Origin of the sequence: Halomonas halmophila, assembly GCF_006540005.1 — a bacterium.
GTDB lineage: Bacteria > Pseudomonadota > Gammaproteobacteria > Pseudomonadales > Halomonadaceae > Halomonas > Halomonas halmophila.
In genome coordinates this window covers 21,449-37,785 of the sequence record NZ_BJOC01000033.1, presented here as the reverse complement: position 1 = coordinate 37,785, position 16,337 = coordinate 21,449, and the positions used below count along the sequence as shown (strand labels likewise).

Sequence of the window (16,337 nt, the reverse complement as noted above, 5' to 3'; positions counted from 1 at the left end):
CCGCTGCTTTCAAGCGCTGTCCTGCGACTCCCCCGGCCGGGCGACCAGACGCTGCAGGGCCTGCTCGTCGAGACGCTGGCGATCGACCTTGAGGTAGGCCAGCCGCTCTTCGGGCACCACCATGACATCTTCCACGCCCGCCACCTCGGCGAACCTGGCCATCAGCGTGTCCATGGCGTCGTCGTCATGCTGAGCATCGAGCGCGACCACCTCGCTGGACAGGTGGCGCGGCGGTGCCATGCCGAGCATCAACATCAGCCAGGCTCCACCCAGCATGGCACATCCCGCGAATACCGCGCCAAGCCCCCACTGCTGGGACAGCCAGCCCCCCAGCACGCCGCCCAGAAAGGCGCCCAGAAACTGGCTGGTCGAGTAGAGGCCCATGGCGGTGCCCTTGGCCCCGGCCGGAGCCAGCTTGCTGAGCAGCGATGGCAGCGTGGCCTCGAGCAGGTTGAAGGCGATGAAGAACACCAGCAGCCACAGCAGCAGACCATAGAGGCCCTGGGCGAAACCGGCGAGTCCCACCAGACTCAGGGTAATGGCGGTGATCGCGCCCAGGCACATGCGCTTCATCTGGCGCCACTTCTCGGCCACGATTACCAGCGGCACCATGAAGATGAAGGCCACCGCCATGACCCCGAGATACACCCAGCCGTGCTGGGCGCCCGGGATGCCGGCCTCGACCAGGCGGAAGGGCACGGCCACGAAGATGGCCATCAGGATCAGGTGCAGCGCGAAGATCGAGGCGTCCATGCGCCACAGGTCGACACGGCGCAGGATATTCTTCAGCTGGCCACGATCGAGTCCGACATCACGATGGCGCGCGCGCCGCGGCGACGGCGGCACCAGCTTCCACAATACCAGCAAGCCCAGGGCGGAGAGCCCCGCCGTGAACCAGAACACGCCCGCGAGGCCGAAACGGGCCGAGACCAGTGGCCCCAGCACCATGGCCACGGCGAAGGCGACGCCGATCGACAGGCCGATCGTCGCCATGGCCGCCGTGCGCACCTGCTCGCGGGTCTGGTCGGCCAGCAGGGCCATGATGGCGGCCGCCACGGCGCCACTGCCCTGCAGACAACGGCCGGCGATGACCATACCGATGCTGTCGGCCTGGGCGGCGACGATACTGCCCAGGATGAAAAGACACAGCCCGGCCGCGATGACCGGCTTGCGCCCGATCCGATCCGAGACCAGACCAAAGGGGATCTGCAGGGCCGCCTGGGTCAGGCCATAGATGCCCAGTGCCAGGCCCACCAGTAGTGGCGTGGCGCCCTGCAGATCCTCGGCATGCAGGGCCAGCACCGGCAGCACCATGAAAAGCCCGAGCATTCGCGAGGCATACAGACCGGCCAGGCCGACAATGGCCCGACGCTCGGAGGCCAACAGCAGTCCAAAGACCTTTCGCATAGGGGTGGCGTTTCCGTGAAGGGGCTGGCGCCCTTGAATGGACTGCATATTCTAGCGGTTTGCCACCACCCGGGGAAAGTCAAAGCGGGTCAGGCTTTGCCGCGGCCACGAGCGGCCACGTATAATCGTCCTTTTGACGTGTCTCGCAGAGGTGGGAATGGACAAGATTCTGGTTCGCGGTGCGCGCACCCACAACCTCCAGCAAATCGACGTCGAGTTGCCGCGAGACAAGCTGATCGTGGTAACCGGCCTATCTGGTTCAGGCAAGTCATCACTGGCCTTCGATACGCTCTATGCCGAAGGCCAGCGGCGCTATGTGGAGTCGCTCTCGACCTATGCCCGGCAATTCCTGTCGATGATGGAAAAGCCCGATGTCGACCATATCGAGGGCTTGTCACCGGCCATTTCCATCGAACAGAAGTCCACTTCCCACAACCCGCGCTCGACTGTCGGCACCATTACCGAAATCTACGATTACCTGCGCCTGCTGTTCGCCCGTGCCGGCACGCCGCGCTGCCCCGAGCATGGCGAGGACCTCGAGGCCCAGACCATCTCGCAGATGGTCGACCAGGTGCTGGCATTGCCCGAGGGCAGCAAGCTGATGCTGCTGGCCCCGGTGGTCAGCGGCCGCAAGGGCGAGCACCTGCAGCTGCTCGCCGAACTGCGCGCCCAGGGCTTCGTGCGCGCCATGATCGACGGTCAGGTGCTCGAGCTGGATGACATCAAGCCGCTGGACAAGAACAAGAAACACGACATCAGCGTGGTGGTGGACCGCATCAAGGTGCGGGACGGGCTCTCGCAGCGCCTCGCCGAGTCCTTCGAGACGGCCCTGGGGCTGGCCGACGGCACGGCGATCGTCCACTTCATGGACGGCGAGGCCGAGGACCTCGCCTTCTCGTCACGTTTCGCCTGCCCGGTATGCGGCTATTCCATCGCCGAGCTCGAGCCGCGCATGTTCTCGTTCAACAACCCGGCCGGGGCCTGCTCGTCCTGCGATGGCCTGGGCGTGCAGCAGTTCTTCGCCGCGGACAAGCTGATCAGTCACCCGGAACTGTCGCTGGCCGAGGGCGTCATCAAGGGCTGGGACCGGCGCAGCGTCTACTACTTCAACCAGCTTCAGGCCGTCGCCGCGCATTACCGCTTCGAGCTGGAGACGGCCTGGCAGGACCTGGCCCGCCACGAGCGGGAGGTCATCCTGCACGGCAGCGGCCAGGACGCCATCGCCTTCAGCTATGTCAATGACCGCGGGCGCAAGGTCACCCGCGAGCACCCCTTCGAGGGGGTGCTGCCCAACATGCAACGCCGCTATCGGGAAACCGAGTCCAGCTCGGTGCGCGAGGAACTGTCACGCTACATCTCGACCCAGGCCTGCCCGGCCTGTCATGGCAGCCGGCTACGCAAGGAATCACGCAACGTCTTCATCGACGGACAGACCCTGCCGGATGTGGTCGGCCTGCCGATCGGCGAGGGGCTGACCTATTTCAAGGCACTGGCCCTGCCGGGCCGCAAGGGCGAGATCGCCGAGAAGATCCTCAACGAGATTCGCGCGCGACTCGAGTTCCTGGTCAATGTCGGCCTCGACTACCTCAACCTGGAGCGCAGCGCCGAAACGCTCTCCGGCGGCGAGGCCCAGCGGATTCGCCTGGCCAGCCAGATCGGTGCCGGCCTGGTGGGTGTCATGTACATCCTCGATGAACCCTCCATCGGCCTGCACCAGCGCGACAACGGCCGCCTGCTGCAGACCCTGGAACGCCTGCGCGATCTGGGCAATACGGTGATCGTGGTCGAGCATGATGAAGACGCCATTCGCTCCGCCGACCATGTGCTGGATATCGGCCCCGGGGCCGGCGTGCATGGCGGCCGCATCGTCGCCCAGGGCACCCCGGACGAGATCATGGCCACGCCGGACTCGCTGACCGGCCAGTACCTGGCCCGCGAGCGGCGTATCGAAGTGCCTCCCTGGCGCATCCCCGGCAACCCGGAGAAGCAGGTGGTGCTGTCCGGCGCTACCGGCAACAACCTGCAGGACGTGACCTTGAGCCTGCCGCTGGGTCTCTTCGTGTGTGTCACCGGTGTCTCCGGTTCCGGCAAGTCGACGCTGATCAACTCGACCCTGATGCCGATCGCCGCCCGCGAGCTCAATCGCGCCACGGCACTCACCCCGGCGGCTCATGAGCGCATCGAGGGCCTCGACCAGCTGGACAAGGTCATCGATATCGATCAGAGCCCCATCGGACGCACACCGCGCTCCAACCCGGCGACCTATACCGGCATCTTCACGCCGATCCGCGAACTCTTCGCCGGCACCCAGGAAGCGCGGGCGCGCGGCTACAAGCCCGGCCGCTTCTCGTTCAACGTCAAGGGCGGGCGCTGCGAGGCCTGTCAGGGCGAGGGCATGATCAAGGTCGAGATGCACTTCCTGCCGGACATCTATGTGCCCTGTGATGTGTGCAAGGGCAAGCGCTACAACCGCGAGACCCTGGAGATCGCCTACAAGAGCAAGAGCATTCACGAGGTCCTCGAGATGACGGTCGAGGAAGCCCTGGAATTCTTCTCGCCGGTACCAGCCATCGCCCGGCGCCTGCAGACCCTGATGGACGTCGGCCTGTCCTACATCCGCCTCGGGCAGAGCGCCACCACGCTGTCCGGCGGCGAGGCGCAACGCGTCAAACTGGCGCGTGAACTGGCCAAGCGCGATACCGGCAAGACGCTCTACATCCTCGACGAACCGACCACCGGCCTGCACTTCGAGGACATCCGCCAGCTGCTCGGTGTGCTGCACCGCCTGCGCGACCACGGCAACACCATCGTGGTCATCGAGCACAACCTCGACGTCATCAAGACCGCCGACTGGCTCATCGACCTCGGCCCGGAAGGCGGCTCCGGCGGCGGCCGCATCATCGCCGAAGGCACCCCGGAACAGGTCGCCCGCAACGACGCCTCCCACACCGGACGCTTCCTCAAACCGATGCTCGAACGCGCCAAGGCCACCAAAAGCGAACCGGAAACAACGGCGTAATGCCAGCTGTAAGCCGTAAGCTGTAAGCTGTAAGCACCACACGAAACCCCGCAGGCACAAGCTTGGCGGGGTTTTCTTATGGCTTAAAGCTTATAGCTTATGGCTCCCGGTATAACCGGGCGTAAAAAAACCGGCTCCCCTGGGGGAGCCGGTTTTGTTTCGCCACGAGATCGCGCGAGGATCAGTCCTCGGCGACTTCCTCGATGACCGGACGGTCGACGAGTTCGACGTAGGCCATGGGCGCGTTGTCGCCGGTGCGGTAGCCGCACTTCAGCACACGGACGTAGCCGCCCGGGCGCTCGGAATAACGCGGACCCAGCTCACTGAAGAGCTTGCCGACCGCTTCCTTGGAGCGGGTACGGCTGAAGGCCAGGCGACGATTCGCGACGCTGTCCTGCTTGGCCAGGGTGATCAGCGGCTCGATATGACGACGCAGTTCCTTGGCCTTGGGCAGGGTTGTCTTGATCACTTCATGCTCGACCAGCGACACGCACATGTTCTTGAACATGGCCTGACGATGCGAGCTGTTACGATTCAGGTGACGACCACTCTTACGATGACGCATGGTTGTAATTCCTTACCAAACTGGGACTCGAGTCGACGCTCACGCGGAGGCCTTGTCGTCCTTCAGGCTAGCGGGTGGCCAGTTGTCCAGCCGCATGCCAAGGGACAGGCCACGGGCGGCCAACACGTCCTTGATCTCGTTCAACGACTTCTTGCCGAGGTTCGGAGTCTTCAGCAGCTCGACTTCGGTGCGCTGAATGAGGTCTCCGATGTAGTAGATATTCTCGGCTTTCAGGCAGTTGGCGCTGCGAACGGTCAACTCGAGATCGTCTACGGGGCGCAGCAGGATCGGATCGATATGATCCTCTTCCTCTTCGACTTCCTGTTCCTTGTCGGCTTCCAGGTCGACAAACGCGGCCAGCTGCTCCTGCAGGATGGTGGCGCTGCGACGGATCGCCTCTTCCGGATCCAGGGTGCCGTCGGTTTCCAGGTCGATGATCAGCTTGTCGAGATCGGTACGCTGCTCGACACGAGCCGCTTCGACGGAATACGAAACGCGACGCACGGGGCTGAAGGTTGCATCCAGCTGCAGGCGGCCGATAGTGCGAGACTCGTCGTCGCCTTCGCCACGCACATCGGCAGGCTCGTAGCCACGGCCGCGTGCGATCTTGAGCTGCATCTTCAGCTCTGCACCTTCGTTGACGTGAGCAATGACATGCTCGGGATTGACGACCTCGACATCGTGGTCGAGAGCGATGTCGCCCGCAGTCACGACGGCCGGGCCCTGCTTGTTCAGCGAGAGCACCGCCTCGTCGCGGCTATGCATCTTGATCGCCACGTCCTTGAGGTTCAGGAGGATTTCGATGACGTCTTCCTGAACACCCTCGATCGCGCTGTACTCGTGCTCGACACCCTGGATCTCGGCCTCGACCACGGCACAGCCGGGCATGGACGAGAGCAGGATGCGACGCAGAGCATTCCCCAGAGTGTGGCCGAAACCACGCTCGAAGGGTTCTAGCACGATCTTCGCGTGGTGTGCGCTGGTCTCTTCGACCTTGATATCGCGAGGACGGAGAAACTCTGTCACTGAACGCTGCATATGAACACCTATCAGGCTGCCAAACGGATACTCGGTACTGAAAGCTGCTTCCCGTCACCGGGAAGCAGCACGGCCTGGCCGCTTATTTCGAGTACAGCTCGACGATCAGGTTTTCGTTGATGTCGGCAGACAGGTCACCGCGTTCAGGCAGAGCCTTGAAAGTGCCTTCCATCTTCTTGGCATCCGTCTCGACCCAGGCGACGTCGCCACGGTTGGCGGCAATGCCCAGAGCATTCTGGATGCGGGCCTGGTTCTTGGCCTTCTCGCGGACGGAGACCACATCACCCGGCTTGACCTTGTAGGACGCCACATTGACGCTACGGCCATTGACCGCGATCGCCTTGTGGCTGACCAGTTGACGTGCCTCGGAGCGCGTGGAGCCGAAGCCCATGCGGTAGACGACGTTGTCCAGTCGGGATTCGAGCAGCTGCAGCAACACCTCGCCGGTCGCGCCCTTCTGACGGGCCGCTTCCTTGTAGTAGTTGCGGAACTGCTTTTCCAGCACGCCGTACATGCGGCGTACTTTCTGCTTCTCGCGAAGCTGCAAGCCGTATTCGGAAATACGCTGACGACGCTGGCCGTGCACACCCGGAATCTGCTCGGATTTGCACTTCTTCTCGAAGGGAGTTACACCGCTCTTGAGGAAGAGGTCGGTGCCCTCACGACGAGACAGCTTGCACTTCGGTCCAATATAACGTCCCATGAATCTGTCTCCTTAAACGCGGCGTTTCTTCGGCGGACGGCAGCCATTGTGCGGAATGGGCGTCGCGTCGGTGATGCTTTGCACGCGGAAGCCGGCGGCATTGAGTGCGCGCACGGCGGATTCACGGCCAGGACCGGGGCCTTTGACCAGCACGTCGACGTTTTTCACACCATAGTCGGCTGCAGCAGTTGCTGCACGTTCACTTGCCACTTGAGCAGCGAACGGGGTGCTCTTGCGAGAACCACGAAAACCCGAACCACCGGCAGTCGCCCAAGAGAGAGCGTTGCCCTGGCGGTCTGTGATCGTAATGATCGTGTTGTTAAAAGAGGCGTGGATATGCGCCACCGCATCCACTACCTGCTTTTTAACCTTTTTACGGTTGCTACGCGGGTTAGCCATGTTGATGTCTATTCCTGTCGTTACGCCAGAACGTGCGTGTTATTTGCGGATCGGCTTGCGCGGGCCCTTGCGGGTACGCGCATTGGTCTTGGTACGCTGACCGTTCAGCGGAAGACCACGACGATGACGCAGACCACGATAGCAACCCAGGTCCATGAGACGCTTGATGTTAAGCGTGACTTCACGACGTAGATCGCCTTCAACGGTATGCTTGCCGACCTCGGAACGCAGGGTGTCGACTTCTTCAGAAGACAGTTCCTGGACCTTGGTGGTCGGAGCGATGCCAGCCGCCACACAGATATCCTGTGCAGTGGTGTGGCCAATCCCGAAGATGTAGGTCAGCGAGATCGCCGCATGCTTGTTGTCCGGGATATTGACGCCTGCAATACGGGCCATCAGCTTACTCCGAAGTTTGAGCGGCTTGCTCGTTTAATCATCTTTAAAAGGCGCAACAGCATACCCCTTTCCCGTTCACAGGGCAAGGGGCATGCCGGCACCCGGTTCATGACAGCCCAGGGCTTCAGCCCTGGCGCTGCTTGTGCCGCGGTTCACTGCAGATGACGCGTACGGCGCCATTGCGGCGAATGATCTTGCACTTGCGGCACATTTTCTTCACGGAAGCTCGAACTTTCATGTTCTTTCTCCAAATTCGGCTCGCGGCGCGCAGGTCGATTGGCGACGCCTTCAGCGCGTGACACCGCCGCTGCCGTAGCCTTTCAGGTTCGACTTCTTCATCACCGACTCGTATTGATTCGACATGAGATGCGACTGCACCTGAGACATGAAGTCCATGACGACCACAACCACGATCAACAGCGAGGTACCGCCGAAGAAGAACGGCACGTTCCACGCCACGATCAGGAACTGAGGCATCAGGGAAACCGCAGTGATGTAGAGAGCACCGAACAAGGTCAGACGGGTCATGACCTTGTCGACGTAGCGAGCGGTCTGCTCACCGGGGCGAATACCCGGCAGGAAGGCCCCCGACTTCTTGAGGTTGTCGGCGACATCCTTGGGATTGAAGACCAGCGCTGTGTAAAAGAAGCAGAAGAATACCACCGCTGCTGCGAAAAGCAAGATGTAAAGTGGCTGCCCCGGCGCCAATGCCTGGGAAGCGCGTTGCAGCCACTCCATGCCATCCCCGGCACCGATCCACTGACCCAGCGAGGCCGGAAACAGAAGAATGCTCGAGGCGAAGATGGCCGGGATGACACCCGCCATGTTGACCTTCAGCGGCAGGTAGCTGCTCTGGCCGGCATACATCTTGTTTCCGACCTGACGGCGCGGATAGTTCACCGTGAGGCGACGCTGGCCGCGCTCGATGAAGACGATGAACGCCACGGTAGCGATACCCAGGGCGGAAAGCGCCAACAACGGCAGGACGTTCCAGGCACCTTCGTTACGGGCCAACTCGAAGGCCTGCCCGATAGCACCCGGGAAGCCGGCCACGATACCCGCGAAAATCAGCAGTGAAATACCGTTGCCGATGCCCTTCTCGGTGATCTGCTCACCCAGCCACATCAGGAACACCGCACCGCACACGAAGGTCACGATGGCGGTGAAATAGAAGCTGAAATCAGCCGTATAGGCGATCCCCTGGCTGGCGAGTCCCACGGACATGCCGGAAGCCTGGATGAACGCCAACAGTACCGTGCCGTAGCGGGTGTACTGACTGATCTTGCGGCGGCCGGCTTCGCCTTCCTTCTTCAACTGCTCGAGTTGAGGCGAGACGGCCGTCAGCAACTGCATGATGATCGACGCCGAGATGTAGGGCATGATGCCCAGCGCGAGGATACTCATGCGCTCCAGGGCACCACCCGAGAACATGTTGAACATGCCCAGGATGGTACCCTGCTGCTCCCTGAACAAGGCAGCAAGCTGGTCAGGATTGATACCGGGAACGGGAATGTGGGCACCAATACGGTAGACCACTATGGCGAGGAGCACGAAGCGCAGACGCGCCCACAGTTCACTCAGACCGCTGCCCTTCGCCGGCATGTTTCCTGACTTGGCCATTTAGTCCTCTACTTTGCCGCCGGCGGCTTCGATCGCGGCACGGGCACCCTTGGTGACCTTGAGACCGCGGACCGTGACCGCCTTGTTCAGATCGCCGGAAAGGATGACCTTGGCGTGACGCGTGGCATCCTTGAGCACGTTGGCTTGCTTGAGGCTTTCCAGAGTGACTTCGCCACCCTCGACCCGGCCAAGTTCGGCCAGGCGGACTTCCTCGGAAACCATCGCCTTGGCGGAGGTGAAGCCGAACTTCGGCAGGCGACGCTGCAGCGGCATCTGACCGCCTTCGAAGCCTGGCTGAACGCTACCACCGCTGCGCGACTTGAGGCCCTTGTGGCCACGGCCACCGGTCTTGCCCAGACCGGAGCCCATGCCACGACCGACGCGCTTCTCGGCGTGCTTGGAGCCCGGTGCCGGGCTCAGGCTATTGAGTTTCATGGATTACTCTCCCTCAACACGCACAAGGTAGGTGACCTTGTGGATCATGCCGCGCACGGCGGGGGTGTCTTCCAGCTCAACCGTGTGACCGATGCGACGCAGGCCGAGGCCCTTCATGGTGGCCTTGTGCTTGGCCAACACGCCGATGGTACTGCGGGTCTGGGTAACCTTGATCGTTGCTGACATGGTTTTTACCCCGTGATCGCTTCGACTGACAGACCGCGCTTGGCGGCCACGTCTTCCGGCGAACGCTGTGCGGCCAGACCATTGACGGTCGCACGCACCACATTCACCGGGTTAGTGGAGCCATAGCACTTGGCCAGGACGTCATGGACGCCGGCCATTTCGAGCACGGAACGCATGGCACCGCCAGCGATGATCCCGGTACCCTCGGACGCCGGCTGCATGTATACCTTGGACGCGCCGTGACGTGCCTTGACGGAATACTGCAGGGTGCTGCCCGACAGGTTGACCTTGACCATATTGCGACGCGCCTGGTCCATGGCCTTCTGAATCGCCACCGGGACCTCGCGAGCCTTGCCGCGACCGAAACCGACACGGCCGTTACCGTCGCCCACGACGGTCAGTGCGGTGAAGCCGAAGATTCGACCACCCTTGACCACCTTGGCGACACGGTTGACCTGCACGAGCTTTTCCTGCAGATCGCCGTCTTGCTGTTCATTCTTCGCCATCGTAAAACCCTTTAGAATTCCAGGCCGCCTTCACGAGCGGCGTCGGCCAGGGCCTTGACGCGACCGTGGTACTTGAACCCGGCACGATCGAAAGCCACTTGGGTGATGCCAGCCTGCTTGGCGCGCTCGGCAATCATCGAGCCCACCTGGGTGGCGGCGTCGACGTTGCCCGTCGCTCCCTCGCGCAGCGCCTTGTCCAGCGTAGAAGCGCTGGCCAGCACCTTGCCACCATCCGGCGAGATGATCTGCGCATAGATGTGGCGCGGGGTACGATTGACGCACAGGCGATACACGCCCTGCTCGCGCATCTTGGCGCGAGCGCGGCGGGCACGACGGAGACGAGATTCTTTCTTCGCGTTCATAACCCTGCCTTACTTCTTCTTGGCTTCTTTACGGCGGATCTGCTCGTCGCCGTACCGGATACCCTTGCCCTTGTAGGGCTCGGGCGGACGGAAGGCGCGGATTTCCGCGGCAACCTGGCCGAGCTTCTGCTTGTCCGCGCTCTTCAGCACGATGGTGGTGTTCTTCGGCGTTTCGGCCGTGACACCCTCAGGCAGTTGATACTCGACCGGGTGTGAGAAGCCCAGTGTCAGGTTGAGCGTCTGGCCGTTCGCTTGAGCGCGATAACCGACGCCATTGATTTCGAGGGACCGGCTGAAGCCCTCGGACACGCCCGTGACCAGGTTCTGCACCAGTGCACGGGTCGTGCCGACCATTGCCCAGCTCCGGGCGGACTCGCTCGGCTGGAAGGTCAGCTGTCCGTCTTCCTGGCCGACGGCCACATCGGAATGAATGGTCATGGACAGTTCGCCCTGACCACCCTTCACGGACAGTTGATCGCCTTCGAGCGTGATGTCGACGCCGCTGGGCAGTTTAACCGGATATTTGGCTACGCGGGACATTCCAAACTCCTAGAATACGGTGCAGATGACTTCGCCACCGATACCAGCCTGACGAGCCGCACGGTCGGTCATCACCCCGTTTGAGGTGGTGACGATCGCGATACCCAGACCGTCGGCTACCTTGGGCAGGGTATCCTTGCCCTTGTAGCTGCGCAGGGACGGTTTGGAGACCCGCTGCAGATGTTCGATGACCGGCTTGCCTTCGAAGTACTTGAGGGTCACGTTCAGCTCCGGCTTGACGGAGCCTTCGACGGCATAGTCAGCCACGAAACCTTCTTCCTTCAGCACGCGGGCCACCTCGACCTTGAGCTTGGAGGACGGCATGGAAACCGTCTCCTTGGTGGCCATCTGCGCATTGCGAATACGAGTGCACATATCCGCCAGAGTGTCTTGCATGCTCATTTACGTTGCGCTCCTGATGATTCTGCGTGGCGTTACCAGCTGGACTTCTTGAGGCCAGGGACGTCGCCACGCATGGCGGCTTCACGCAGCTTGTTGCGGCCGAGGCCGAACTTGTTGTAGTAGCCGTGCGGACGACCGGTGATGCTGCAGCGGTTCGTCTGACGAACCGGGCTGGAGTCACGCGGCAGCTTCTGCAACTTGAGCTGTGCGTCGAAGCGCTCTTCGTCGGAGGCATTGACGTCGTGAATAATCGCCTTGAGTTCAGCGCGCTTGGCAGCATACTTGGCTACCAGCTTGGTGCGCTTGTCCTCACGTTCTACCATGCTCTTCTTTGCCATGATCCCACCCTTATTTCTTGAACGGGAAGTTCAGTGCACTCAGCAGTGCACGGCCTTCTTCGTCAGTATTGGCAGAGGTGGTGATGGTGACATCCAGACCACGGACCTGATCGATCTTATCATATTCGATCTCAGGAAAGATGATCTGCTCACGCACCCCCATGGAATAGTTACCACGGCCATCGAAGGACTTCGGGTTGAGACCACGGAAGTCGCGAACACGGGGGATCGCGATATTCACCAGGCGATCGAGGAAGTCCCACATGCGCTCGCGGCGCAGGGTGACCTTGATCCCGATCGGCCAGCTTTCACGCACCTTGAAGCCCGCGATGGACTTGCGTGCCTTGGTTACCAGCGGCTTCTGACCGGAAAGCTTCTCCAGGTCGCCGATGGCGTTGTCGATCAGCTTCTTGTCGCTGATCGCGTCGCCGATACCCATGTTCAGAGTCACCTTGGTGATCCGGGGCACCTGCATAACGTTGGCGTAGCTGAACTGCTCTTGCAGCTGAGCTGCCACCTCGTTTTGATAACGTTCTTTCAAGTTCGCCATTTTGCTACCCGACTCGCGTTAAGCGTCGATCTGCGCTTGCGTCGACTTGTAGATACGTACCTTGGTACCGTCATCCTGAACCTGGAAGCCGACGCGATCCGCTTTACCGGTCTCCTGGTTGAAGATGGCAACGTTGGAAGCGTGAATCGGAGCTTCGCGCTCGACGATACCGCCCTGATTGCCCGCCATGGGGTTCGGCTTGGTGTGACGCTTGATCATGTTCACACCGGACACCACATAGCGCTCGTCCTTGAGGACGCGCTTGACGGTGCCACGCTTGCCCTTGTCCTTTCCGGCGATGACGATAACTTCGTCGTCACGTTTGATCTTTTGCATATCCGCCTCGCTCCTTACAGCACTTCAGGCGCCAAGGAAATGATCTTCATGAACTTCTCGTTGCGAAGCTCACGGGTAACCGGACCGAAGATCCGGGTACCGACCGGCTGCTCGTTGATGTTGTTCAACAAGACGGCCGCATTTCCATCGAAGCGAATCAGCGAGCCGTCGTTACGACGGACGCCACTACGGGTGCGGACAACCACTGCCTTGAGGACCTGGCCTTTCTTGACCCGGCCTCGCGGGATGGCTTCCTTCACCGTGACTTTGATGATGTCACCAACGCGGGCATAACGGCGGTGTGAACCACCGAGCACCTTGATGCACTGCACCCGGCGCGCCCCGCTGTTGTCGGCGACATCCAGCATTGTCTGAGTCTGAATCATCGGTTTTCTCCAAACCTAATCTGACTGCGCAGGCTTGACTGGCGTGAGCCGATCAACCCTTGGCCTGTTCGACGACTTCGACCAGCGTCCAAGCCTTGTTCTTGGACAGCGGACGGCACTCCTCAATGGACACCGTATCGCCGGCCTTGGCCTGGTTGGTCGCGTCATGGGCGTGCAGCTTGGTGGAGCGCTTGACATACTTGCCATAGATCGGGTGGCGCTCACGACGCTCGATCATGACCACGATGGACTTGTCCATCTTGTCGCTCACCACCTTGCCGATGAGCGTACGCGTGTTATTTGCTTCGGCCATCTCAGACACCTGCCTTCTCGTTGAGCACAGTCTTCACACGGGCAATATCCCGACGAACCTGCTTGAGCAGATGAGTCTGGCTCAACTGGCCGGTGGCCTTCTGCATGCGCAGGTTGAACTGCTCGCGGAGGAGTTCAAAGAGCTGCTCCTGGAGCTGTTCGGCTGACTTGTCGCGAATTTCCTGGGCTTTCATCACATCACCGTCCGTTTCACAAAGGTGGTGGAGACCGGGAACTTCTGCGCAGCCAGGCCAAATGCCTCGCGAGCCAGCTCCTCGGATACGCCTTCGATCTCGTACAGGACACGGCCGGGCTGGATCTGTGCGACCCAGTACTCGACAGAGCCCTTACCCTTACCCATACGAACTTCGAGGGGCTTCTTGGAGATCGGCTTGTCGGGGAAGACCCGGATCCAGATCTTGCCGCCACGCTTGACGTGGCGCGTGATCGCACGACGACCGGCCTCGATCTGACGGGCGGTGACGCGGCCGCGACCAGTGGCCTTGAGACCATACTCGCCGAAGCTTACCTTGTTGCCGCGCTGTGCCAGTCCGCGGTTACGGCCTTTCTGCACCTTGCGATACTTGAGACGCTTAGGTTGTAACATCGATTCGCTCTCCCCTTACTTGGAACCTTTCTTCTTGGAGGGCGCGTTCTGGCCTTGCGTCTGCTTGGCCTTGGCGCGGACCTCCTCAATGCCCCCGAGGATTTCACCCTTGAAGATCCAGACCTTGACACCAATGATGCCGTAGGTGGTCTGGGCTTCGTAGGTAGCGAAGTCGATGTCCGCACGCAGGGTGTGCAGCGGCACGCGGCCCTCGCGGTACCACTCGTTACGAGCGATTTCGGCACCGCCGAGACGACCGGAGAGCTCGACCTTGATACCGCCGGCACCCAGGCGCATGGCGTTCTGCACGGAACGCTTCATGGCGCGGCGGAACATGACACGGCGCTCGAGCTGGCCGGCAATGTTCTGGGCGACGAGCTTGGCATCGAGCTCCGGCTTGCGGACTTCCTCGATGTTGACGTGCACCGGCACGCCCATCATCTCGGAGAGCTCACGCCGCAGCTTGTCGACATCCTCGCCTTTCTTGCCGATCACGATCCCCGGACGCGCCGTGTGGATGGTGATACGTGCATTGTTGGCGGGACGCTCGATGATGATATGGCTGACGGACGCGTTCTGCAGACGCTTCTCGAGGAAACGACGCACCTCGAGATCGTTTACCAGCTTCTCGGCATAGGCGCCGCGCTCGGCATACCAGACTGAGGTATGGTCCTTGACGATACCCAGGCGGATGCCTGTTGGATTGACTTTCTGACCCATCTGGTCGACTCCTACTTCTCGGCTACCTTGACGGTGATGTGGCAGGTGCGCTTCAGGATACGGTCCGCGCGGCCCTTGGCCCGCGGCCGAATGCGCTTGAGCGTCATGCCCTCATCGACGCAGATGGTCGAGACACGCAGCTCGTCGATATCCATGCCATTGTTTTCTTCCGCATTCGCGATGGCGGACTGCAGCACCTTCTTGACCAGCTTGGAGGCCTTCTTCGGCGAGAAGGTCAGCTGATCGAGCGCCTCGGCGACAGGTTTACCGCGCACCTGGTCAGCCACCAAACGGGCCTTCTGGGCGGATAAACGAGCGCCACGCAGCTTTGCTGTGACTTCCATCTCTAATCCTCTCTCGGCTTACCGTTTGGCTTTCTTGTCCGCCGCATGACCGCGATAAGTGCGGGTGGCAGCGAATTCGCCCAGCTTGTGGCCAACCATTTCCTCGGAGACGTGCACCGGGACGTGTTGGCGACCGTTATGGACCGCAATGGTGAGCCCGACCATGTTGGGCAGGACCATCGAACGACGCGACCAGGTCTTGATCGGTTTGCGATCGTTCTTTTCCACTGCAGCCTCAACCTTCTTCAACAGGTGAAGGTCAATAAAAGGACCTTTCTTCAGTGAACGTGGCACAGCCGTTACCTCTTGATGTCTTGGCGTTGGATCTTATTTCCGGGCCTTGCGGCGACGGACGATCAGCTTGTCGGTGCGCTTGTTCTTGCGGGTCTTGTAGCCCTTGGTGGGCATACCCCACGGAGACACCGGATGACGACCACCGCTGGTGCGGCCTTCACCGCCACCGTGCGGGTGATCCACCGGGTTCATGGCGACACCGCGAACAGATGGGCGCGAACCTCTCCAGCGCTTCGCACCGGCCTTGCCAAGCTGACGCAGGCTGTGCTCGGTGTTGCTCACTTCACCCAGGGTGGCACGGCCCTCGGACAGCACCTTGCGCATCTCGCCGGAGCGGAGACGCAGCGTGGCGTAGCTGCCTTCACGTGCCACCAGCTGCGCGCTGGTACCGGCGCTGCGAGCGAGCTGGGCGCCCTTGCCAGGCTTGAGCTCGATGCAATGCACCGTGGAACCCAACGGAATATTACGCAGCGGGAGGGTATTGCCCTTCTTGATCGGCGCATTCACACCGGACTCGAGACGATCGCCGGCCTTCACGCCACGCGGCGCGATGATGTAGCGACGCTCGCCATCGGAGTACTTGAGCAGCGCGATATGGGCGCTGCGGTTCGGGTCATGTTCCAGGCGCTCGACGGTGGCGGGAACGCCATCCTTGGTGCGCTTGAAATCGATGATCCGATAATGCTGACGGTGACCACCGCCCGTGTGACGGGTAGTGATGCGGCCGTTGTTGTTACGCCCACCGGAACGCGACTGCTTTTCGAGCAAGGGCGCGTAGGCGCGGCCCTTGTGCAGTTCCTCGCCGACGATCTTGACGACGTGGCGACGACCGGCGGATGTGGGTTTAGTCTTGACGATTGCCATGATCCGTA

General features: G+C 61.5%; 26 protein-coding genes. 1 reads left to right on the top strand and 25 read right to left on the bottom strand.

From position 1 onward, the window contains the following. Positions 1 to 9: 9 nt before the first annotated feature. The gene (locus HHA01_RS11845; protein WP_141320942.1) at positions 10 to 1,407 is read right to left on the bottom strand and encodes an MFS transporter; all 1,398 of its coding nucleotides are present in this window, start codon (positions 1,405 to 1,407) and stop codon (positions 10 to 12) included. A 157-nt stretch (positions 1,408 to 1,564) separates the two neighbouring features. Here HHA01_RS11845 and uvrA point away from each other — a divergent pair, with 157 nt between their 5' ends. Beyond that, positions 1,565 to 4,426 (top strand): excinuclease ABC subunit UvrA, encoded by a 2,862-nt coding sequence (gene uvrA, locus HHA01_RS11840; RefSeq protein ID WP_141320940.1) that lies wholly within the window; start codon positions 1,565 to 1,567, stop codon positions 4,424 to 4,426. Positions 4,427 to 4,607: 181 nt separating this feature from the next. On the opposite strand, the gene rplQ is transcribed toward uvrA, so the two are convergent. The 24 genes from rplQ to rplB all read right to left on the bottom strand — a co-directional run bounded on the left by rplQ (position 4,608) and on the right by rplB (position 16,329). Beyond that, positions 4,608 to 4,991, bottom strand: coding sequence for a 50S ribosomal protein L17 (gene rplQ / locus HHA01_RS11835; RefSeq protein ID WP_141320938.1), 384 nt, complete (start codon positions 4,989 to 4,991; stop codon positions 4,608 to 4,610). Positions 4,992 to 5,030: 39 nt separating this feature from the next. After that, positions 5,031 to 6,029 carry a DNA-directed RNA polymerase subunit alpha gene (locus tag HHA01_RS11830; RefSeq protein ID WP_141320936.1) on the bottom strand — a complete coding sequence of 333 codons (999 nt, stop codon included), beginning with the start codon at positions 6,027 to 6,029 and terminating at the stop codon, positions 5,031 to 5,033. Between the two features lie 82 nt (positions 6,030 to 6,111). Beyond that, entirely contained in the window at positions 6,112 to 6,732 is a 621-nt protein-coding gene (gene rpsD, locus HHA01_RS11825; RefSeq protein WP_141320934.1) for a 30S ribosomal protein S4, read from the bottom strand. Positions 6,733 to 6,744: 12 nt separating this feature from the next. Next, positions 6,745 to 7,131, bottom strand: a complete 387-nt coding sequence (rpsK, locus tag HHA01_RS11820; RefSeq protein WP_141320932.1) for a 30S ribosomal protein S11 — start codon at positions 7,129 to 7,131, stop codon at positions 6,745 to 6,747. 39 nt (positions 7,132 to 7,170) lie between these two features. Beyond that, positions 7,171 to 7,527, bottom strand: a complete 357-nt coding sequence (gene rpsM, locus HHA01_RS11815; protein WP_141320930.1) for a 30S ribosomal protein S13 — start codon at positions 7,525 to 7,527, stop codon at positions 7,171 to 7,173. A 124-nt stretch (positions 7,528 to 7,651) separates the two neighbouring features. Then, the gene (rpmJ, locus tag HHA01_RS11810) at positions 7,652 to 7,765 is read right to left on the bottom strand and encodes a 50S ribosomal protein L36 (RefSeq protein WP_141320928.1); all 114 of its coding nucleotides are present in this window, start codon (positions 7,763 to 7,765) and stop codon (positions 7,652 to 7,654) included. A gap of 50 nt (positions 7,766 to 7,815) precedes the next feature. After that, a complete protein-coding gene (gene secY / locus HHA01_RS11805) occupies positions 7,816 to 9,147 on the bottom strand; it encodes a preprotein translocase subunit SecY (RefSeq protein ID WP_141320926.1) in 1,332 nt (443 codons plus the stop codon). Next, positions 9,148 to 9,582 (bottom strand): 50S ribosomal protein L15, encoded by a 435-nt coding sequence (gene rplO, locus HHA01_RS11800; RefSeq protein WP_141320924.1) that lies wholly within the window; start codon positions 9,580 to 9,582, stop codon positions 9,148 to 9,150. Between the two features lie 3 nt (positions 9,583 to 9,585). Beyond that, a complete protein-coding gene (gene rpmD / locus HHA01_RS11795; RefSeq protein ID WP_141320922.1) occupies positions 9,586 to 9,768 on the bottom strand; it encodes a 50S ribosomal protein L30 in 183 nt (60 codons plus the stop codon). 5 nt (positions 9,769 to 9,773) lie between these two features. Next, entirely contained in the window at positions 9,774 to 10,274 is a 501-nt protein-coding gene (rpsE, locus tag HHA01_RS11790; RefSeq protein ID WP_141320920.1) for a 30S ribosomal protein S5, read from the bottom strand. An 11-nt stretch (positions 10,275 to 10,285) separates the two neighbouring features. After that, positions 10,286 to 10,636, bottom strand: coding sequence for a 50S ribosomal protein L18 (gene rplR / locus HHA01_RS11785; RefSeq protein WP_141320918.1), 351 nt, complete (start codon positions 10,634 to 10,636; stop codon positions 10,286 to 10,288). 9 nt (positions 10,637 to 10,645) lie between these two features. Next, positions 10,646 to 11,176: a 50S ribosomal protein L6 gene (rplF, locus tag HHA01_RS11780; RefSeq protein WP_141320916.1), complete on the bottom strand. Its 531-nt coding sequence runs from the start codon at positions 11,174 to 11,176 to the stop codon at positions 10,646 to 10,648. 9 nt (positions 11,177 to 11,185) lie between these two features. Next, positions 11,186 to 11,578: a 30S ribosomal protein S8 gene (gene rpsH / locus HHA01_RS11775; RefSeq protein ID WP_141320914.1), complete on the bottom strand. Its 393-nt coding sequence runs from the start codon at positions 11,576 to 11,578 to the stop codon at positions 11,186 to 11,188. Positions 11,579 to 11,610: 32 nt separating this feature from the next. After that, a complete protein-coding gene (rpsN, locus tag HHA01_RS11770; protein ID WP_141320912.1) occupies positions 11,611 to 11,916 on the bottom strand; it encodes a 30S ribosomal protein S14 in 306 nt (101 codons plus the stop codon). A gap of 10 nt (positions 11,917 to 11,926) precedes the next feature. Further along, the gene (gene rplE, locus HHA01_RS11765) at positions 11,927 to 12,466 is read right to left on the bottom strand and encodes a 50S ribosomal protein L5 (protein ID WP_141320910.1); all 540 of its coding nucleotides are present in this window, start codon (positions 12,464 to 12,466) and stop codon (positions 11,927 to 11,929) included. An 18-nt stretch (positions 12,467 to 12,484) separates the two neighbouring features. Further along, positions 12,485 to 12,802, bottom strand: coding sequence for a 50S ribosomal protein L24 (rplX, locus tag HHA01_RS11760; protein WP_141320908.1), 318 nt, complete (start codon positions 12,800 to 12,802; stop codon positions 12,485 to 12,487). Positions 12,803 to 12,816: 14 nt separating this feature from the next. Further along, positions 12,817 to 13,188, bottom strand: a complete 372-nt coding sequence (rplN, locus tag HHA01_RS11755; RefSeq protein ID WP_064700141.1) for a 50S ribosomal protein L14 — start codon at positions 13,186 to 13,188, stop codon at positions 12,817 to 12,819. A 52-nt stretch (positions 13,189 to 13,240) separates the two neighbouring features. Next, on the bottom strand, positions 13,241 to 13,501 hold the full coding sequence (gene rpsQ, locus HHA01_RS11750; protein WP_141320906.1) for a 30S ribosomal protein S17: 261 nt from the start codon (positions 13,499 to 13,501) through the stop codon (positions 13,241 to 13,243). Position 13,502: 1 nt separating this feature from the next. Next, the gene (gene rpmC / locus HHA01_RS11745; RefSeq protein WP_141320904.1) at positions 13,503 to 13,694 is read right to left on the bottom strand and encodes a 50S ribosomal protein L29; all 192 of its coding nucleotides are present in this window, start codon (positions 13,692 to 13,694) and stop codon (positions 13,503 to 13,505) included. Then, positions 13,694 to 14,107, bottom strand: a complete 414-nt coding sequence (gene rplP, locus HHA01_RS11740; protein WP_141320902.1) for a 50S ribosomal protein L16 — start codon at positions 14,105 to 14,107, stop codon at positions 13,694 to 13,696. The genes rpmC and rplP overlap by 1 nt, the downstream gene beginning before the upstream one ends. A gap of 15 nt (positions 14,108 to 14,122) precedes the next feature. After that, positions 14,123 to 14,827 (bottom strand): 30S ribosomal protein S3, encoded by a 705-nt coding sequence (gene rpsC / locus HHA01_RS11735; RefSeq protein ID WP_141320900.1) that lies wholly within the window; start codon positions 14,825 to 14,827, stop codon positions 14,123 to 14,125. Between the two features lie 11 nt (positions 14,828 to 14,838). Beyond that, positions 14,839 to 15,171 carry a 50S ribosomal protein L22 gene (gene rplV, locus HHA01_RS11730; protein WP_141320898.1) on the bottom strand — a complete coding sequence of 111 codons (333 nt, stop codon included), beginning with the start codon at positions 15,169 to 15,171 and terminating at the stop codon, positions 14,839 to 14,841. An 18-nt stretch (positions 15,172 to 15,189) separates the two neighbouring features. After that, positions 15,190 to 15,465 carry a 30S ribosomal protein S19 gene (gene rpsS / locus HHA01_RS11725; protein WP_141320896.1) on the bottom strand — a complete coding sequence of 92 codons (276 nt, stop codon included), beginning with the start codon at positions 15,463 to 15,465 and terminating at the stop codon, positions 15,190 to 15,192. A gap of 33 nt (positions 15,466 to 15,498) precedes the next feature. Further along, the gene (rplB, locus tag HHA01_RS11720) at positions 15,499 to 16,329 is read right to left on the bottom strand and encodes a 50S ribosomal protein L2 (RefSeq protein ID WP_141320894.1); all 831 of its coding nucleotides are present in this window, start codon (positions 16,327 to 16,329) and stop codon (positions 15,499 to 15,501) included. Between the last annotated feature and the right edge of the window lie 8 nt (positions 16,330 to 16,337).

What these genes read in the sequence shown, in the direction of transcription:
- HHA01_RS11845 (WP_141320942.1), bottom strand. Translation starts at nt 1,407, where the DNA reads ATGCGAAAGGTCTTTGGACTGCTGTTGGCCTCCGAGCGTCGGGCCATT.
- rplN (WP_064700141.1), bottom strand. Translation starts at nt 13,188, where the DNA reads ATGATTCAGACTCAGACAATGCTGGATGTCGCCGACAACAGCGGGGCG.
- rplE (WP_141320910.1), bottom strand. Translation starts at nt 12,466, where the DNA reads ATGGCGAACTTGAAAGAACGTTATCAAAACGAGGTGGCAGCTCAGCTG.
- rpsH (WP_141320914.1), bottom strand. Translation starts at nt 11,578, where the DNA reads ATGAGCATGCAAGACACTCTGGCGGATATGTGCACTCGTATTCGCAAT.
- secY (WP_141320926.1), bottom strand. Translation starts at nt 9,147, where the DNA reads ATGGCCAAGTCAGGAAACATGCCGGCGAAGGGCAGCGGTCTGAGTGAA.
- rplO (WP_141320924.1), bottom strand. Translation starts at nt 9,582, where the DNA reads ATGAAACTCAATAGCCTGAGCCCGGCACCGGGCTCCAAGCACGCCGAG.
- rpsN (WP_141320912.1), bottom strand. Translation starts at nt 11,916, where the DNA reads ATGGCAAAGAAGAGCATGGTAGAACGTGAGGACAAGCGCACCAAGCTG.
- rplP (WP_141320902.1), bottom strand. Translation starts at nt 14,107, where the DNA reads ATGTTACAACCTAAGCGTCTCAAGTATCGCAAGGTGCAGAAAGGCCGT.
- rplV (WP_141320898.1), bottom strand. Translation starts at nt 15,171, where the DNA reads ATGGAAGTCACAGCAAAGCTGCGTGGCGCTCGTTTATCCGCCCAGAAG.
- rpsQ (WP_141320906.1), bottom strand. Translation starts at nt 13,501, where the DNA reads ATGGCCGAAGCAAATAACACGCGTACGCTCATCGGCAAGGTGGTGAGC.
- rpmJ (WP_141320928.1), bottom strand. Translation starts at nt 7,765, where the DNA reads ATGAAAGTTCGAGCTTCCGTGAAGAAAATGTGCCGCAAGTGCAAGATC.
- rplX (WP_141320908.1), bottom strand. Translation starts at nt 12,802, where the DNA reads ATGCAAAAGATCAAACGTGACGACGAAGTTATCGTCATCGCCGGAAAG.
- rpmD (WP_141320922.1), bottom strand. Translation starts at nt 9,768, where the DNA reads ATGTCAGCAACGATCAAGGTTACCCAGACCCGCAGTACCATCGGCGTG.
- HHA01_RS11830 (WP_141320936.1), bottom strand. Translation starts at nt 6,029, where the DNA reads ATGCAGCGTTCAGTGACAGAGTTTCTCCGTCCTCGCGATATCAAGGTC.
- rplR (WP_141320918.1), bottom strand. Translation starts at nt 10,636, where the DNA reads ATGAACGCGAAGAAAGAATCTCGTCTCCGTCGTGCCCGCCGCGCTCGC.
- rpsC (WP_141320900.1), bottom strand. Translation starts at nt 14,827, where the DNA reads ATGGGTCAGAAAGTCAATCCAACAGGCATCCGCCTGGGTATCGTCAAG.
- rplQ (WP_141320938.1), bottom strand. Translation starts at nt 4,991, where the DNA reads ATGCGTCATCGTAAGAGTGGTCGTCACCTGAATCGTAACAGCTCGCAT.
- rpsE (WP_141320920.1), bottom strand. Translation starts at nt 10,274, where the DNA reads ATGGCGAAGAATGAACAGCAAGACGGCGATCTGCAGGAAAAGCTCGTG.
- rpmC (WP_141320904.1), bottom strand. Translation starts at nt 13,694, where the DNA reads ATGAAAGCCCAGGAAATTCGCGACAAGTCAGCCGAACAGCTCCAGGAG.
- rpsD (WP_141320934.1), bottom strand. Translation starts at nt 6,732, where the DNA reads ATGGGACGTTATATTGGACCGAAGTGCAAGCTGTCTCGTCGTGAGGGC.
- uvrA (WP_141320940.1), top strand. Translation starts at nt 1,565, where the DNA reads ATGGACAAGATTCTGGTTCGCGGTGCGCGCACCCACAACCTCCAGCAA.
- rpsK (WP_141320932.1), bottom strand. Translation starts at nt 7,131, where the DNA reads ATGGCTAACCCGCGTAGCAACCGTAAAAAGGTTAAAAAGCAGGTAGTG.
- rplF (WP_141320916.1), bottom strand. Translation starts at nt 11,176, where the DNA reads ATGTCCCGCGTAGCCAAATATCCGGTTAAACTGCCCAGCGGCGTCGAC.
- rpsM (WP_141320930.1), bottom strand. Translation starts at nt 7,527, where the DNA reads ATGGCCCGTATTGCAGGCGTCAATATCCCGGACAACAAGCATGCGGCG.
- rplB (WP_141320894.1), bottom strand. Translation starts at nt 16,329, where the DNA reads ATGGCAATCGTCAAGACTAAACCCACATCCGCCGGTCGTCGCCACGTC.